The 16,186-nt window shown below is 34.3% G+C and carries 15 protein-coding genes and 1 tRNA gene; 14 read left to right on the top strand and 2 right to left on the bottom strand.

Annotated elements, in window-relative coordinates; genetic code table 11:
- The first annotated feature begins 200 nt into the window (after window positions 1-200).
- The 7 genes from JGH11_RS09550 (at window position 201) to JGH11_RS09520 (ending at window position 8,797) form a co-directional block, all read left to right on the top strand.
- Window positions 201-1,376 (top strand): site-specific integrase, encoded by a 1,176-nt coding sequence (locus JGH11_RS09550; RefSeq protein WP_201111356.1) that lies wholly within the window; start codon window positions 201-203, stop codon window positions 1,374-1,376.
- Between the two features lie 40 nt (window positions 1,377-1,416).
- Window positions 1,417-2,403 (top strand): virulence protein RhuM/Fic/DOC family protein, encoded by a 987-nt coding sequence (gene rhuM, locus JGH11_RS09545; RefSeq protein ID WP_201111355.1) that lies wholly within the window; start codon window positions 1,417-1,419, stop codon window positions 2,401-2,403.
- 116 nt (window positions 2,404-2,519) lie between these two features.
- Window positions 2,520-2,747, top strand: a complete 228-nt coding sequence (locus tag JGH11_RS09540) for a DUF6463 family protein (protein ID WP_201111354.1) — start codon at window positions 2,520-2,522, stop codon at window positions 2,745-2,747.
- A gap of 170 nt (window positions 2,748-2,917) precedes the next feature.
- Entirely contained in the window at window positions 2,918-4,177 is a 1,260-nt protein-coding gene (locus JGH11_RS09535; RefSeq protein WP_201111353.1) for a site-specific integrase, read from the top strand.
- Between the two features lie 653 nt (window positions 4,178-4,830).
- The gene (locus JGH11_RS09530) at window positions 4,831-7,050 is read left to right on the top strand and encodes a fibrinogen-like YCDxxxxGGGW domain-containing protein (protein WP_201111352.1); all 2,220 of its coding nucleotides are present in this window, start codon (window positions 4,831-4,833) and stop codon (window positions 7,048-7,050) included.
- An 85-nt stretch (window positions 7,051-7,135) separates the two neighbouring features.
- Window positions 7,136-8,257 carry a TlpA disulfide reductase family protein gene (locus JGH11_RS09525; RefSeq protein WP_201111351.1) on the top strand — a complete coding sequence of 374 codons (1,122 nt, stop codon included), beginning with the start codon at window positions 7,136-7,138 and terminating at the stop codon, window positions 8,255-8,257.
- Between the two features lie 111 nt (window positions 8,258-8,368).
- Complete coding sequence (locus JGH11_RS09520) at window positions 8,369-8,797, top strand: hypothetical protein (protein ID WP_201111350.1); 429 nt, start codon at window positions 8,369-8,371, stop codon at window positions 8,795-8,797.
- A gap of 14 nt (window positions 8,798-8,811) precedes the next feature.
- Here the strand turns inward: JGH11_RS09520 and JGH11_RS09515 are convergent, their stop codons facing one another.
- Window positions 8,812-9,207: a transposase gene (locus JGH11_RS09515; protein ID WP_201111349.1), complete on the bottom strand. Its 396-nt coding sequence runs from the start codon at window positions 9,205-9,207 to the stop codon at window positions 8,812-8,814.
- Between the two features lie 232 nt (window positions 9,208-9,439).
- Here JGH11_RS09515 and JGH11_RS09510 point away from each other — a divergent pair, with 232 nt between their 5' ends.
- The 7 genes from JGH11_RS09510 to JGH11_RS09480 all read left to right on the top strand — a co-directional run bounded on the left by JGH11_RS09510 (window position 9,440) and on the right by JGH11_RS09480 (window position 15,987).
- On the top strand, window positions 9,440-10,483 hold the full coding sequence (locus JGH11_RS09510) for a hypothetical protein (RefSeq protein WP_201111348.1): 1,044 nt from the start codon (window positions 9,440-9,442) through the stop codon (window positions 10,481-10,483).
- 195 nt (window positions 10,484-10,678) lie between these two features.
- Window positions 10,679-10,975, top strand: coding sequence for a helix-turn-helix domain-containing protein (locus JGH11_RS09505; protein ID WP_201111347.1), 297 nt, complete (start codon window positions 10,679-10,681; stop codon window positions 10,973-10,975).
- Window positions 10,976-11,375: 400 nt separating this feature from the next.
- Complete coding sequence (gene mobC, locus JGH11_RS09500) at window positions 11,376-11,756, top strand: plasmid mobilization relaxosome protein MobC (RefSeq protein WP_201111346.1); 381 nt, start codon at window positions 11,376-11,378, stop codon at window positions 11,754-11,756.
- Window positions 11,737-12,666 carry a relaxase/mobilization nuclease domain-containing protein gene (locus tag JGH11_RS09495; protein WP_236263941.1) on the top strand — a complete coding sequence of 310 codons (930 nt, stop codon included), beginning with the start codon at window positions 11,737-11,739 and terminating at the stop codon, window positions 12,664-12,666. Before mobC ends, JGH11_RS09495 begins: the two co-directional genes overlap by 20 nt.
- Window positions 12,667-12,669: 3 nt before the next feature.
- Window positions 12,670-13,356 (top strand): hypothetical protein, encoded by a 687-nt coding sequence (locus JGH11_RS09490; protein ID WP_201111344.1) that lies wholly within the window; start codon window positions 12,670-12,672, stop codon window positions 13,354-13,356.
- Between the two features lie 329 nt (window positions 13,357-13,685).
- Window positions 13,686-14,813, top strand: a complete 1,128-nt coding sequence (locus JGH11_RS09485; protein ID WP_201111343.1) for an adenine-specific methyltransferase EcoRI family protein — start codon at window positions 13,686-13,688, stop codon at window positions 14,811-14,813.
- Window positions 14,814-14,817: 4 nt separating this feature from the next.
- On the top strand, window positions 14,818-15,987 hold the full coding sequence (locus JGH11_RS09480; protein WP_201111342.1) for a DUF262 domain-containing protein: 1,170 nt from the start codon (window positions 14,818-14,820) through the stop codon (window positions 15,985-15,987).
- Between the two features lie 82 nt (window positions 15,988-16,069).
- Here the strand turns inward: JGH11_RS09480 and JGH11_RS09475 are convergent.
- Window positions 16,070-16,153: transfer RNA gene (locus JGH11_RS09475), tRNA-Leu, on the bottom strand.
- Window positions 16,154-16,186: the final 33 nt, after the last annotated feature.

Genomic DNA, 16,186 nt, shown 5'->3' with positions numbered 1-16,186 from the left:
ACCTAGCAAACATCATCCAATAAAAAGAATACATATACTTATATATTAGATAATTAAATTAATTACAAAATTTTTATTTTCTCTTTATTTGAGTGTTTTATATTATTATTTACACCTTTTTTACACCCCCAATTAAAATATTATTTTACCTTTGCCAATAAGAGTTAAGAAAGAGAATACAACCTCAAAATCTTTTTACAATGGCTAAGATTCAAACAAAAACCAAAGAAAATCCCAAATTACAGCAAAAAGCATTAACGGATGGCAGGCAAAGTTTATACCTTGAATACTATATGGGATATAACAAAGTCATTGATGAAACAACGGGTAAAGAGAAGATTAAGCATATCAGAAGTAAAGAATACTTAGGATTATATCTTTTAGCTAATCCGAGGACACCAGAGGAAAGGCAAAAGAACAAGGAAACTTTGGCTTTAGCTAATGAAATTCGCACAGATAAGGAAAGAGAGTTGATAAGCCAGAAACATGGTAAAGTATCTCCGGTGAAACAAAAAATAAATTTCATTGACTATTATCAGTCTTATGTAAATACTTATACAAAGAAAGACATTCGTATGATGGAAGGAAGCCTTCAGCGATTTAAAGATTTCCTATCCGAATATTACCCTGTATTTAAAGTCAATATTCGTCCAGATCAAATAGACAAAGATATGATGGTGAAGTTTGTCGAATATCTACAAAGCCGATCTGTAGGAGAAGGTGCGAGAGGTTATTTTCAACGATTTAAGAAGGTTGTCAAACATGCAACCGAGAAAGATATATTTCTAAAGAATCCATGTAATGGGGTTGTCTGTGTTGTAGATGATAGTGCATTGACTAAAGATGTCTTAACATTGGAAGAAATACAGCAACTTGCCAAAACCCCTTATCAGAATGGTGATATAAAAAGGGCTTTCCTTTTTTGTTTGTACGCAGGTTTAAGATATTGTGATGTTGTTGATTTGAAATATAGTAACGTGGATTATTCAGGCAAGAGAATCAAATTTGAGCAGGCTAAAACAAAAGGTCATTCGAAAAATTCTATTGTTATTATTCCTCTTAGCCAAACTTTACTAAGTCTTATAGGGGAAAAACCGAAAAAAGATGATTATATATTCAAGTTGCCTAGTCATACAGGATGTTTGAAAGCTTTGAGAACGTGGGTTACTCGTGCGGGAATTGACAAGCATATTACTTGGCATTGTGCTAGGCATTCATTTGCTGTTAATTTATTAGGAGAATGCCAGACCGACATAAAGACAGTTGCCTCACTTTTAGGGCATAGTGGATTAAAGCATACGGAGAAATATACCCGTGCTGTAGATTCATTAAAAGAAAAAGCCGTAAATTCATTGCCAGAAATTAGCTTAGAATAAATTATAATTACGAACGCAGTGCGTCCACAATTTTAAAACCATGAATAAAGGAGAATTGAAAAGCAGTAATAGCCAAATCATAATATATCAAACATCTGATGGAAATACTACACTAGATGTACAGTTAGAGAATGATACTGTTTGGTTGACTCAGTCTCAGATGGTTGAATTATTCGGAAGAGAGCGAACCGTTATAACTAAGCATATAAATAATATATTTAAAGAAGGAGAACTTGATGAAAAAGGCAATGTGCATTTTTTGCACATTGCAAATTCTGATAAACCAGTTAAAATTTATAATCTTGATGTAATAATATCTGTTGGATATCGAGTTAAATCTCAACAAGGAACTCAATTTCGTATCTGGGCAAATAAAGTTTTGAAAGAGTATCTTGTAAAAGGCTTTGTAGTCAATCAACAAGCGAAAGTCAAACAATTGCAAGAAGCTTTAGATTCAATAAAGATATTAACTGGCATAGCTACCAGGCAAGAAGCAACTAAAGATCAGGCAATAGATATACTACAAGTTATCAAAGATTACACCTATGCTCTCGATACATTGGATAGATATGACTATCAATCCCTTGAAATAGATAATACAACAAAAGAAGAATCATTCCGAGCTACTTATGAGAGTGCGACGAAAGCCATAAATACTCTTCGTGAAAAATTTGGTAGTGGTGGATTGTTTGGAAACGAAAAAGACCAATCATTCAGAAGTTCTATTAATACCATTTATCAAACATTTGGCGGTGAAGATCTTTATCCGAGCATAGAGGAAAAAGCAGCTATGTTATTATATTTAGTTGTCAAGAATCATTCATTTAGCGATGGAAATAAACGAATTGCAGCTTTTTTTTTCCTTTGGTTTTTAGAAAATAATGGTATTTTATATAAACCAAATGGTTCAAAATTAATAGAAAACAATACTTTAGTTGCTCTTACCTTGATGATTGCTGAAAGTAGAACAGAGGAAAAAGATGTGATGGTAAAAGTCGTTGTGAACTTGATTAATAGAAATAACTAGAAACTTCTTAAATGTAGCTTTAAACAAATACCTTGAAATTGATGGGATTGATAAGCTTCAGCAGTATGTTAGAGATATCAGGAGAAGAGTAGAATTCAAAAAAGGTCAATTATTCTTTGAACAAGACTATATTTGCAAAGTTGCAGGATATACTCATTATAACAGACATTCTCCATACTATTGTCGCAATATTACATAAAGAAAGAGCAAAACCTGCATCCCTATTTTTAGGATACGGTTTGCTGGTATTCTCAATATTGGGATGCCTATTAGAACCTGTATCCGGATTTTGGCTTTTCTTTCAGGCGTTGATTTTTATTTTCTCCAGCAAGAATAGCCGATAAATTATTTAGAATTTACGTATAGTAAAGATAAATCTGAAAAGTACATTGACCAGTGGATTTTATAGTCTCTATTATCTAAGTGAGTTTTTGAGGTTCGACTATCTAAATATAATATTATTTCCAGTAAATTTATTTCTTATATTTGTTATAGTTCAAAAAATAGAAAGATTATGAGCATAAATATTGTATTTCGGCCTTCTCGAACGAAACACGAAGAAGGGTATTTAAGTCTTCGGGTCTATTACGGAAAACAAGTACGGCAATTAGCGACAGGACTTCGGTTAAATAGCTTGGAATGGGACCATAAAAATGCCAGAATAGTAATGATTGATTTTTCTCCAGAGAGAAAGAACTATATTCAACGGTTAAATACTGAACTTCGAAACAAAATTTTTCACTTGGAAAGACTTTTGGCCGTATACAAAGAGAAAAAGGATTTTGATATTGAACATTTAGTGTCAGAATTCAGGCTGTCTTCTTTTCCTAATAGTTTTTCGGCCTATGTTCATTTGTTGGCAGAAAAGCTAATCCGGCAAAATCGTTACAGAACAGCAGAAGCTTATCTGACTCTAATGAGACGACTCACCCGTTTCAATCAGAATAAAGACTTTTCTTTAGATAAAATAACTGTAGACTTTGTGGAGGATTTTGAACGGTTGCTATATGCTCAGGGATTGAGTCTGAATAGTATATCCTTTTATATGAGAAACCTGCGAGCAATCTACAATAAAGCAATCGCTGATAAGATTCTAATGTTGAATCTGGATAATCCTTTCTTCCGTGTCTATACAGGAGTCAGATCTACACCTAAACGAGCTTTGTCCAAAGAGGAAATCAATCAGGTTTATTCATTGGACTTGTCATATGTGTTAAAAGAAAAAGCAAAAAATAACAATGAACAGAGAAAAATCAAAGAGCTGGATCAATCCCGTGACCTCTTTATGTTCAGCTTTCATGCCCGTGGAATGTCTTTTGTGGATATGGCTTTTCTGAAAAAGACAGATATTAAAAATGGTATTCTTTCTTATCGCCGAAAAAAAACAGGCCAGCAATTGGACATTAAAATCAATCAATCTCTAAGGAAACTGATTAATAAATACTCCAAGGCGACTGCAGGTTCTCCCTATGTGTTTCCAATTATCAAATACTTGAATAAAGACGTATACAGTCAATATTTAAGGGCTTTAGGACAACAGAATCATAATCTGAAAGTTATACAAAGACTGGCAGGGGTGACACGTCCGATTACGACTCACGTAGCCCGTCATACATGGGCAACTATTGCCAAAGAAGAGAATCTGCCTATTTGGACCATTTCTGAAGGTTTGGGGCATTCCTCGGTTAAGACCACTTATATTTATCTCGCTTCTATTAATCGTACAAAGTTGGACGAAGCCAACGATATAGTGGCTCGTGCGGTCGGCTTCTAGAGCCTAAGCTATTGGTCACTAAACTTTGCAAAATACTTTATTGAACGTATGTTTTTTATTTCAGGAGAGATAAAACTTTTTAGTGTGCTCAAACTTTTCCAGGAGAAACTTGTTTTCTTATTAAATGCCTAAATACAGACGTGAGAAGATTTTTTTAAATAAAATTGCAGAATTGCAATCTAAAAATGCAAGAATATAAAAATCACTTCTTAAGTGATATAATTTTGGATGCAAATATATGTATTTATTTTTAACAGATACATATATTATCGATTATTTATGAACGACTTATCTAAAAAGATAAGAGAGAATAGCATCTGATCTCTTTAAAATGTATAATATGTTTTGTCTTGTAGTAAATATGTCTAATTTATTGTATATAAGCCTTTTATTCCCTTTAACATCATATCTTTTTTCAGGCACAAAACATCATTCGTAATACATTCAATACCAATATATTACACAACCTCCAAGAATTTACTTTACACCAATTTGATACATTTTGTTTTTGAAGAACATAATAGCCTTATTACTAGTGCTTACAATGAATAAAAAACACTTAAGAAGTGAAGTGTAAAAAATGGGCACAAACTAAAAGTTAAAATGACAGTTTTACAAATTAACTAAATTTATATCACATTTAATGAAACTACATGGAACAAGTAAATTTTAAACGAAAAAGATACAATTTGACAGCATTTAATTTAATGCTGCTTGTAGTTGTAATATTTGGATTCTCTCCTCTGGTGCAGGGGCAAGTAACCATTGGCATTGGAAAGGAACCCGATAAAGGTGCTATTCTTGACTTGAAAGAAAATGAGGATGGGAGTTCTAAAAAGGGGTTATTGCTACCGCGTGTGGCGTTAGTAAGTCTTGATCTTGCGAGTCCTTTGCCTGAACATATTCCTGGAATGTATGTATATAATACCACCAGAGAAGGGGATTTAGTTCCCGGAAACTATTTTAACGATGGGTTCAAATGGATACGTGTGAAAGATATAACATCCGAACCATGGCTTAATTCTGAAACAGCTTTGGGTGCAGAAAAAGTAGAAGAAAATATCTACCATACGGGGACAGTGGCTATGGGGACTGTAACCACCGACGCTTCGGCACAAGTAGAAATAGCCTCTAACTCAAAAGGGTTGCTAATACCCCGCCTTTCGCGACTTGAAAGAAATGGTATAGCTAATCCTGCTAACGGCTTGCTTATATTTAATACCACAACGAATTGTCTCAATTATTACGAAGGACAGGTGAAAAAATGGCTCAGTTTGTGTGGAACCTACGATCCTGCACAATTCGACTTGTTGAATTGTAATAACCCTACAGGTCCTAAAGGAACATTCACCGAAGGAGCTGCTCTAAATACATCAAATGTTTATACCCTAGTAATAAATGTTACTGAAATAGGTACTTATGATATAGCAATAACAACAATAAACGGCTATACTTTCTCTAAGTCCGGGGTGTTTACATCAACTGGAACTTATGAAATTGAACTTGGCGGACAAGGCGCCCCAATCAAAGAAGGGGCAGACGCCGTTACATTAATATTTAATAACTCAATAATAACGCCAAATTGTACCTTGCCTCCGGTTACGGTTAATCCTGCAAGCATCAGGCTTACCGTTAATTGTTCTGCTACAAAAGTATATGGAGAATATATAACTAGGGTCTCTCTTAACTCATCGAATTATGTAGAGGTGGAAGTGAACGTAACTTCAGCCGGAGAAACTGTTATAGAAACTTTATACGAAAATGGCATAAAATTCTCTTCCGGCTCTATTTCGCTTTCAACAGGTAGCCAGAAAGTTAAACTATATGGGCAAGGAACACCTATTGCAGCGGGCATATTCACCAGAAATGCTTTCACTATAGACAATGCCACTTGTACACCTACTATAGAAGTAAAAAGTTCTACGGGAACATTTGATTTTCCAGCAAATAGATGTCAGGAAATATTAGATGAGAACCCGTCAGCAAGAGATGGTTATTACTGGGTGAAAGAGGCTGGTGGCAATAAATTTAAGACTTATTGCGATATGGAACCTGATGGAGCCTGGACCCTGATTAAATCATTATCTGAGAGACAGATCCTCGTTACAGAAAAAACTCAGAATGAGTCCTTTGCGACTCAACGCTCTAGAAATCCAGTTACCTCAAGGGAAGGAAAATTCAATGAATATGCATTTTCCTTATCAGCAGCAACTGTTAATAATATAGGAAATAGTGTTAGCTCAGAGAGAAAAATCAGATTTACCATTAAAGAACAAGGGCATACAACTACCTCCGATGCTACTTATCTGGATATAGAAAGCTCAACGGTTTCACCAAATGAAGATATATGGACTCAGGATAATTACTGGATAGTTACTATGTATAGCGGTAATCCTTCAACAGGGAATTATACATCTAGTAATAATATAACTGAAGGTAAATTATTCGGCCGTTCTTGGGGGAAACCCGACGCAAATTCTTCAGCATATTATTTCGAAGGCGTTCGATTTGCGGGTACCCCTCCCGGAATGTACAGCTACAATGATTTCTTTACAGGATTCTATGGCGGATTAGGTTATGTTGCTGGTAACTCTTCTGCTAACAATCGTACTTATACATATCATGACCGTACAGATGGTAATAATGGTAAAACATATACCTTCAACTTATATTACATAAATGACTTGTACGGGTTATATATGAATTCTGAAAACCAGCTTAACCATCATATCGGGACTTGTGCCAACAGTACGGATGATTTTGGCGGGGCAAGCTATTGTAATGCTGGATGGTCCAACTGGAGGCCTCACAATTTCAACAGGAGGCCGGATGGAAACTACGAAGGCCGTATAGTCCAGTATTGGGTTAAATAACATGTATTGACAAACTTATATAATATGAATACTAATGAGCCGGACAAATATCCGGCTCATTAGATAATCTTATAAAACTGAAGTAATGATACGCTTTGTTATATTCTTTTATCTGTTTCTCTTCACAATCTTCATGTTTGCACAAGATGGTTATACATTATACGGAAAAATAGAAAATACGGAAAATGCATATCTCGTTTATCTTTATTATCCAATAGAAAATGAATATGTTATTGATTCCTGCGATATTACAAACGGACTCTTCCGCTTCTCCGGTTTTGTCGAGTATCCCGTTTTGGCTACATTGGAGTTAAGAAATAAAGATATTTCTTCCGCAAATAATTCAAGCGATGTATTCTATCTCTATTTAGAGAATGCTCCAATTATGATAAATATGGATAGAGAGGGTAGGTCGATTATTTCAGGGTCGCGTACGCATGATTTACACATGGAGTTCTTAAGATTGTTGGAGCCATTAAAGGAAGAAATGAATAATATACGGACAGCATACAACAATGCTACTCCGCAACAACAGGAATCTCAGGTGTTTAATGACTCGCTTATGATATGCGAACAAAATGTCCGTAAGATGAATTCTCAATGTATATATAAGTTCGTAAAAGAACATCCAGACAGTTTTATAAGTCTGTATCTCTTACAATCACAGTTGGATAATATTCCTGACGATGAGCAGATTTTAGTTGCATTTTCGTCAATGTCTAGTATTATCAGCGAATCGCTACCGGGTAAAAACTTAGCCAATAAGTTGCAAAAAATAAAAGCTACTTCTGTTGGAGCTACGGCTCCCGATTTTGAATGTGCGGATATTGAAGGGAGATTGATAAAACTTTCAGATTTCAGAGGGAAAAGGTTGCTTCTGGTCTTTTGGGCTTCTGACTGTAGTCATTGTCTGGTGGAGCTTTCTAATTTGGAAAAAGTCTTTAGTTTATTTAGAGGTAAAGATTTCACAATATTGGCTGTGGCTCTCGATCCGGTGGATAGAAAAAAAGAATGGGAAACTTTTGTAAGAAATAACAAGCTGTCTTGGACTAATTTATTCGATGAACGGATAAACGGCAAAAAGAAAATAGCAGGACTTTATAATATTCATAAAACACCTTCCTGTTTTTTGTTGGACAGAGATGGGAAAATTATAGCCAAAGATTTATACGGTGAGAGTTTATTAGAAAAACTGGCTGGTATATGATGGATTCTGAAACGGTTTAAATCTAACCTGACAATTTTATAACCTATTCACCATCTCCCAGCCAATATTTTCATCATCTAGGTACGTATAAATCATAAATAGAAATAACGTATGGTATACCTTAATAATTTTAACGATATTCATATCGGTAAGTTAATTCAAGAACGCATGTTGGAGGGTGATATACCTATTGATCGCGTATGCAATTTCCTGAAAGTATCAGAAGAAGAAATTGAACTTATGCTTGATCAAAAGACATTAGATTGTGATCTCCTATTGCGTTGGAGTAAATTGCTGAATTATGATTTCTTTCGTATTTATATTCAATATCTGATTCTTTATGCTCCGCAAGATACCAATAAAATAAACATAGAGAAGGAACAAAATTCGTCTTTACCTACATTTAAGAAAAACATTTATACTCATGAAGTGATTATGTATCTGGTCGGGTTAGTTGAAAGCGGACATAAGAATACCCGTAATATATATACAGAAGGAATACAATATTCCCTCTACGACAATTCTACGTTGGGTGAATAAATACGGGAATAAAGCTAACAAGTATAATGAAAAGAAATAAAAATTGAGAAATATGGAAAACAAACCTTTTCTCCAACACGTAAGGCTTTGGTATGACTCCTATCAATTGACGATGTAGATATATCCAAGTGGGATTTGTACTTTTTCAGAATGTTCACCCAAGAGCTTTCCCACCCTCCCTTCTTACACCATTTCCTAGAATGGCCATAAACGGTCTTATAGTTCAGGATTACATCTGAGAATAATCCTTTTACAGACAACATATGCCACTGAATTCTGATTTTAAGCTTATATAAAATGCAATTTATAACTTCTGCAAGACAACTCTTTGTCTTAAAACCGCGTTTTGCTTTGGACAAATGAGGTAGTATTTCATTTTCTATTGTATCTTTACTAAGTACTTTGCACATAGGGAGGTGTTTTTAGTTAGTTACCAAATACTAAACCAACACTCTTTTGTTATTTTAACAACTTTAAGTTAGTCAAGATCACTTCAAAGAAAATCTTTTACTATCATAGACAAATTCTTGGTCTTGTAAAAAAAGAATTATCAAAAGAACTTAGACTTAATTACTAAAGAAGGAAAAATAGGTTATAGGATACAATAAAATATACGACAAGTTCTATATATAATCATATTGAATGAAAAAGCTGGCTTATATCAAATACACTCAAAAAGAAGCCAATCGTAGGATATGGAATTCTTTAATGGATAAATACGAGTTATTGAGACAGAAAAGTATTCCATTGGCATACTTATGGTTTCCAATGGCTTGTATTGGATTTGGCTTTGTTGCTGTATGCAGTTGGGTAAGCTGTCTTATCTTATTATCTAAAAATGTTCGCTTTACTCCTCATTATCTCAAGGCATGGATTGAGACGGCTAATATGAGCCAAGAACAAACAATTGCATTTCTTGATGATGAGTTTTCTATATATAAAAATAAATTATCATATGGGAATATACCATCTGCAAAACAAAAACAGATAGAAGCAACATTTGATATTTTATACAACCAATACAAACTTCCTGAGTCAGATCAAAAACATGTGGAAATAATATCGAATTTGTCGAATCTTCATCAGTCTGTCGAAACATCAAATCAAAAAATATCAAGTATTGGACATGGGGTAGAATCTATTTCTTCCCAAACAAATATCATATCTGTTGATGTAAATGACATCCGGCAGCAGACAGACTCTATTTCTGAATATACTGATAGGAAGCTTTCTGAAGAAAAAGAGATGGAAGAACGTAAAATCAAGAAGATTCAAAAAGAAACATCTAAATATAATCGGGAAAAAGGGCGTAATCTAGATACTTTTGAAAGTGCTTTATCTGATAAACAAATAGCAATACTTGTTAAATACTGTAATGAGATCCCTGTTTTCAATGTTGATATTACCAATAAAGAAATGAACAAAATTCTTTATTGTGCCCACTCCAGACCATTACAAACAACTGTAAATAAATATGTCGCCCTTTTGTTTGAACGCTTATGTGATGAAAAGCTAATATGTAAAACGTGGAAAAGTGTAGCTATGAATCATAAATGCTTTATTTCTCCCAATGGGAAAGCTCTAAGTGCAAAGGACTTATCTTCAGCCAATGCGACTTCCGGTATTATTAAACCTAAAATTTATGATTTGGTTGAAGAGTGTATCCAAAAAATAAAAGAAGCCTGATATAAACTAAACAACTTATTGTTGAGCCTGTAAGAAATTACAGGCTTTTCTTTTTACATAGGCAATTACTATCAAAACATTGGCGGTTAATACTAATACATTGGTGTACAATGTTGCCAATGTTTAGATGATATTATTTCGTGATCCAAAAGGTAGTCGCGACACCTGATTGTATCACTTTTAATATTGTTTATTATGACTAATGATTTAATTGAAAAACGCCTGGAGAAGATAGAGAATCTTCTCATGGGACAAAAAGATGTGTTCACCTTTGAGGAATGCTGTCAATATACAGGTATATCTAAAACCTATATGTATAAGCTGACATGTACCAATAAAATCCCTCATTTTAAGCCTCACGGAAAAACTATTTATTTCAGTAAGGAAGAAATAGACAAGTGGCTGTTAAAGAACCCAATTAAAACAACAGAACAATTGGAGCAGGAAGCAGCGACCTATGTTGTCTCACCAAATTCAAAACGAAGAAAATAATATTAGTGGCTCGTCGGGAGGAGTGGTCTCCCCCCTTGCCGCCGGGCGATCCCCGACCGATGAGTTATTGGTGTTTTGTTCCGGCTGAATTTGGGGCATTCGCACATCTGACTAACACCTGTCAGATTTTGAAGTCTCGTGTGTTTAGCTCGCTGAGTTTATACAGTATGCCTGATCGCCCAAAGTCCAGCTAAATTATCAGGCTGTCCTCCGAGATTGCACTACTCCGGTTAACAGCTATCCTCCCTAGTTGAGGCGCATGGCAAGGTTATGGAAATGTATACATTTCCTCCCTTGCTCCGCCTTTGGCGGAGGGGAAAACCGCTCCCGTTGGTCGCAGTTTTATGAGAATAGCATTAAGAGAATAAGAGTTTATCTTAATTAAAACAAGCTGAATATTATGCATGATAATATAAAAAATAAGGAATCAAAAAATAAAGTTACTATACGATTGAAAGAAAAAGTCGTCAGTGTAAGGGTAACTACAATGGAATACCTAGCCTTAAAGAAAAGAGCCAGAGATGCAGGCACGAGTTTAAGCCGTTTTGCTCGTTCTGCATTACTGTCAGCTAAAGTTGTGCAACGCATAAGTAAGGACGATGCAGATACACTTCGTAAGCTTTCAGGAGAAGCCAATAACCTGAACCAGTTAGCAAGGTCAGCTAATAAGGATGGTTTTACAAGTGTTGCAAAAGAAGTAATAGGGCTTCGGAGTATTATTATTGGAATTATTAACCGTTTGTCAGATGATTGGAAAAATTATGAAAAGAGCCGCTTTTAAAGGATGTGTCCGTTATGTGATGGATAAACAGGATGCGAAGCTATTAGCTTCTGATGGTGTACTTCTGCAAGATATGGATAGTATTGTCAGAAGCTTCAATATTCAATGTCTAGTGAAATCGAATATCAAACATCCGGTTGGTCACATCTCTTTAAGTTATTCACCGGAAGATGCAGACAAACTCAGCAATAAAATTATGGTAACATTGGCGAAAGAGTATATGCAGGAGATGAATATAAAAGACACTCAATACATAGTAGTACGTCATTACGACAACGGCAATCCACATGTACACATTGTCTTTAACCGGATAGATAATAACGGTAAAGTTATAAGCGACAAGAACGACCGTTATCGGAATGAAGCTATTTGTAAGAAAATAAAGAATAAATACGAGCTGTCTTTTGGAAAAAGTAAGGACAAGGTGAAGCAACATAGGCTGAGAGGAAAAGATAAAACTAAATATCAGGTATATAATGCAGTAAAAGATGCATTGTCCAGATCTACCAATTGGGACAATTTTGAAAAACGATTGAAAGAGAACGGGATAATCTTATCCTATAAATACAAAGGACAGACAAATGAGATACAAGGAATTTCATTTACGATTGGAAATGTGACCTTTAAAGGTTCTGAAGTGGATCGTGGTTTTAGCTATCTGAAAATAGATAAGCTATTAGACGAAAATACTCAAAACCACAGACAAAGTAAAGTGACAGAACAAGTTTCTAACCAACAAAATAATACTCAAAGTAGTGGAATTGGTATTGTCGAATCCATAATTGGTGGACTCGATTCAATGTCAATATTTCAAACTCATGGGGAAGACCCCGAAGAAAGGTGTTTTCAACATGAGATGGAACGCAGGCAAAAGAAAATAAACAAGAATAGTAAACGACCTAAACTATAAATTATGGATAATCATTATGAAACACTACAAATAACGATAGACGGTTTTTCAGAAATACTGTCCGAACTTAAAGGTGAAATCCAATCTTTGAAAAAGGATGAAAAAGGAGAATCAGCATTGAAGATTGACTTGTTAAATAAAATAGCGCAAATCATTGATGAATCGAAGAAAGGGATAACGGCAGAAGAGTTAAAAGCATATACTGCTGCAATGATTTATGCAATGCGTCAGTTACAGGATGAAGCTAATAACTCCTTTTCAGAGTTTCTCAATGAGAAAATAGCTCAAATGGAAAAACTAGCTAAACAACCGACTATTATAAAAAATCATTATGTGATTGATTTTAAATCGAGTAAGGTCTTTATTGCTATTATTTTTCTTTCACTTGGTCTGTTTTGCTCTTTGTTTGGAAATTACAATCAGTATAATAAAAATAACAGATTGACTGATAACGATCTAAAATATAGGTTTATAAAGATGAGAAATGGCATTCTTCCAGATGAAATAACCCGGTTGGAGAACTTTTTCTTTTATTCAGATAGTGTTTATGTCGTGGATAATATCCGAAAGAAAGTCATTGATTATGAACATCGGATGGAGGAGCAAGCTCGAAAGCTGGAGCAAAAGAGGCTGAATGAAGAAACAATACATCGATTGGATAAGGAAATTGAGGAGTTGAAGGTAAAGTAAATTGAAATAAAGGCAGAGCTTTTGACTTTGCCTTTATTTTTATCTATTGGCATTTTCATTATACTCGGATAGAATATCTTTAAGTTGTTTCAGACAATAAATTCAATTGGTAATAAAGGAATATCAATATAAATATATGATTTATGACAGAGGTTAAATTCTGTTTTTATATCTTTATAGTCTTAAATTTGGACTAATGAACAAAGCCCTAAAATAACTTTATAGAAGTATCTCTGTAGGATACTCCCAAAGAGAAAAGTTATTTTGAGCTTATCAAGGCTTTACTTATATAAAATGGTTTAGATTCAAATAAAATGAAATAGGATAATATGGCAAGAAATGCAACAAATAAATTATTACACAATGCTAAAAGAACAAAAAGTGATGAATTCTATACACAATATATTGATATTCAGAAAGAGATCGAAGCATATCTAGAATATAATCCTGATGTATTTCGTGATAAAGTTGTATATTGTAATTGTGATGACCCATATGAAAGTAATTTTTTTCGTTATTTTGTTTTAAACTTTAAACAAATTGGACTGAAACAGCTTATTACAACAAGTTATAAGCCCTCTCCTATTGCCAATACGCAACTTGAATTATTTGGTGACAACCAAATTTTCACAAAAACAAAAGGTCGTCCCAAAATAACCGCAAATAAATTTATTATTAATGAAGTTGGTGATATTGACGGAGACGGCGAGTTTAGTTTGAAGGATGTTGCATTACAACTAAAGAACAATAAGAATAATGAATGGACACCTTTAGAGGGAGATGGAGATTTTCGCAGTGATGAATCTATTTCATTATTAAAGCAATCCGATATTGTAGTGACTAATCCGCCTTTTAGTTTGTTTCGAGAATATATAAAACAACTTGTTGACCACGATAAACAATTTTTAATAATTGCAAACATTAATGCTATTACCTATAAAGAGGTTTTTCCATTAATTAAGGATAATAAAATCTGGCTTGGTACGGGTATGGGGCGGTGGATCTCTGGTTTTATAGTACCAGAATCATACGAGCTATATGGCTCAGAAGCTCGAATTGATGACGAGGGAAAGCGAATTGTTGCTACTAATAACTGTCTTTGGTTTACTAATTTAGATCATGGCAAGAGGCACCAACCATTGCCTTTAATGACTATGGCTGACAACATTAAATTCAGTTCTCATAAAAGCATTAAAGGAGTTGGATATAAAAAGTATGATAATTTCGATGCTATCGAAATCCCTTATACTGATGCTATCCCAAGTGACTATGATGGAGTAATGGGTGTTCCTATTACCTTTTTAGACAAATATAATCCAGAACAATTTGAAATTATTGGCTGCTCATATGAGTACGGAAAACCAGAAGGTTGGAATAACGACATAAATATGGCAGTTTCTGTCGAAGGTGTAAATGTTTACAAAAGACTTCTAATAAAGCATAAAAATAATATGTAAAAAAATGGAAACAACTTTAAGAACAGAAATTACAGTAAAAGATATTTGTGAAGGTTTTGTTTATAGTGAACTTGAGGGAAAAGGGCTATTTGGACTTTCAGGAAAACTTACCATACAACCAGAATACCAAAGAAACTATATTTATGCTTCCGAAGGGGGGAAAAGAGAAATTGCAGTTATTGAATCAATCCTAAAAGGATACCCAATAGGATTAATCTACTTCAATAAAATAAATCCCGATAATTTTGAGGTTCTAGATGGTCAACAACGTATCACAAGTATCGGTCGTTTTGTTACAAATAAATTTGCAATCAAAGATGAAAACGGTAATGAACAATTATTCGGAGGATTTGCACTAGATAAAAAGAACAAAATATTAAATACTAAACTTCTTATCTATGAATGTGAAGGAACAGAGAGTGAAATTAAAGAATGGTTTAGAACTATAAACATTGCAGGTGTTCCTCTAAATAACCAAGAATTGTTGAATGCAGTTTACTCAGGGCCATTCGTTACATTAGGTAAAGAAGAATTCAGTAATAGTAAAAATGCCAATATTCAAAAATGGAGTGCATACATCTCTGGAAGTGCAAATCGACAAGATTTTCTTGAGAGAGCTTTACAGTGGGTAAGTAAAGACAATGTTAGCAAATATATGAGCCGTCACAGATTTGATAACAATATTACCGAATTAAAAGATTATTTCACAAGTGTAATTGATTGGGTTTCTTCTGTGTTTTCCGATGTTGAAAGCGAAATGAAAGGACTTGAATGGGGCAGACTTTATGAAACTTATCGGAAACAACCTTATAACTCAAAGACAGTATCAGCCGAAGTAAAAAGATTGTATGCTGACCCTTATGTAAAAAGCAGAAAAGGAATCTTTGAATTTATTTTAGGTGGTTCAACCGCCACAAAACTTTTAGAAGTTCGGGTTTTTGATGAAGCGATAAAAAAATCTGTTTATGCTATTCAGACAGCAGAAGCAGAAAAAAAGAGGGTTTCAAATTGCCCTTTATGTGCAATCGGACACGATTCAAGCAAAACGAAAATTTGGAAGCTTGCAGAAATGGATGCAGACCATGTTACAGCTTGGAGCAAAGGCGGTGCAACAGATAGTAAAAATTGTCAAATGTTGTGTAAGACACATAATCGTTCAAAAGGGAATAAATAGTTACTTGTGTGTTTTTACACCTTTTTTACACCCCATAAAAAGATAAAGATCTGATTTTCAATTGAAAATCAGATCTTTTAAGTACCCAGAGCCGGGATCGAACCGGCATGGAAGTGAATCCACTGGTGTTTGAGACCAGCGCGTCTACCAATTCCGCCATCTGGGCTTGTGAGCTGCAAAAGTACATATATTTTTTATA

Source organism: Dysgonomonas sp. Marseille-P4677, assembly GCF_016652235.1.
Lineage (GTDB): Bacteria > Bacteroidota > Bacteroidia > Bacteroidales > Dysgonomonadaceae > Dysgonomonas.
The sequence above is the reverse complement of the archived record's forward strand: the minus strand, read 5'-3'. Positions and strand labels throughout refer to the sequence as shown.

Bases quoted from the DNA above. Each gene is read 5' to 3' on its own strand.
- JGH11_RS09495 (WP_236263941.1), top strand. From the start codon at position 11,737: ATGAAAAGAGCCGCTTTTAAAGGATGTGTCCGTTATGTGATGGATAAA.
- rhuM (WP_201111355.1), top strand. From the start codon at position 1,417: ATGAATAAAGGAGAATTGAAAAGCAGTAATAGCCAAATCATAATATAT.
- JGH11_RS09510 (WP_201111348.1), top strand. From the start codon at position 9,440: ATGAAAAAGCTGGCTTATATCAAATACACTCAAAAAGAAGCCAATCGT.
- JGH11_RS09530 (WP_201111352.1), top strand. From the start codon at position 4,831: ATGGAACAAGTAAATTTTAAACGAAAAAGATACAATTTGACAGCATTT.
- JGH11_RS09515 (WP_201111349.1), bottom strand. From the start codon at position 9,207: ATGTGCAAAGTACTTAGTAAAGATACAATAGAAAATGAAATACTACCT.
- mobC (WP_201111346.1), top strand. From the start codon at position 11,376: ATGCATGATAATATAAAAAATAAGGAATCAAAAAATAAAGTTACTATA.
- JGH11_RS09550 (WP_201111356.1), top strand. From the start codon at position 201: ATGGCTAAGATTCAAACAAAAACCAAAGAAAATCCCAAATTACAGCAA.
- JGH11_RS09525 (WP_201111351.1), top strand. From the start codon at position 7,136: ATGATACGCTTTGTTATATTCTTTTATCTGTTTCTCTTCACAATCTTC.
- JGH11_RS09485 (WP_201111343.1), top strand. From the start codon at position 13,686: ATGGCAAGAAATGCAACAAATAAATTATTACACAATGCTAAAAGAACA.
- JGH11_RS09520 (WP_201111350.1), top strand. From the start codon at position 8,369: ATGGTATACCTTAATAATTTTAACGATATTCATATCGGTAAGTTAATT.
- JGH11_RS09490 (WP_201111344.1), top strand. From the start codon at position 12,670: ATGGATAATCATTATGAAACACTACAAATAACGATAGACGGTTTTTCA.
- JGH11_RS09480 (WP_201111342.1), top strand. From the start codon at position 14,818: ATGGAAACAACTTTAAGAACAGAAATTACAGTAAAAGATATTTGTGAA.
- JGH11_RS09535 (WP_201111353.1), top strand. From the start codon at position 2,918: ATGAGCATAAATATTGTATTTCGGCCTTCTCGAACGAAACACGAAGAA.
- JGH11_RS09505 (WP_201111347.1), top strand. From the start codon at position 10,679: ATGACTAATGATTTAATTGAAAAACGCCTGGAGAAGATAGAGAATCTT.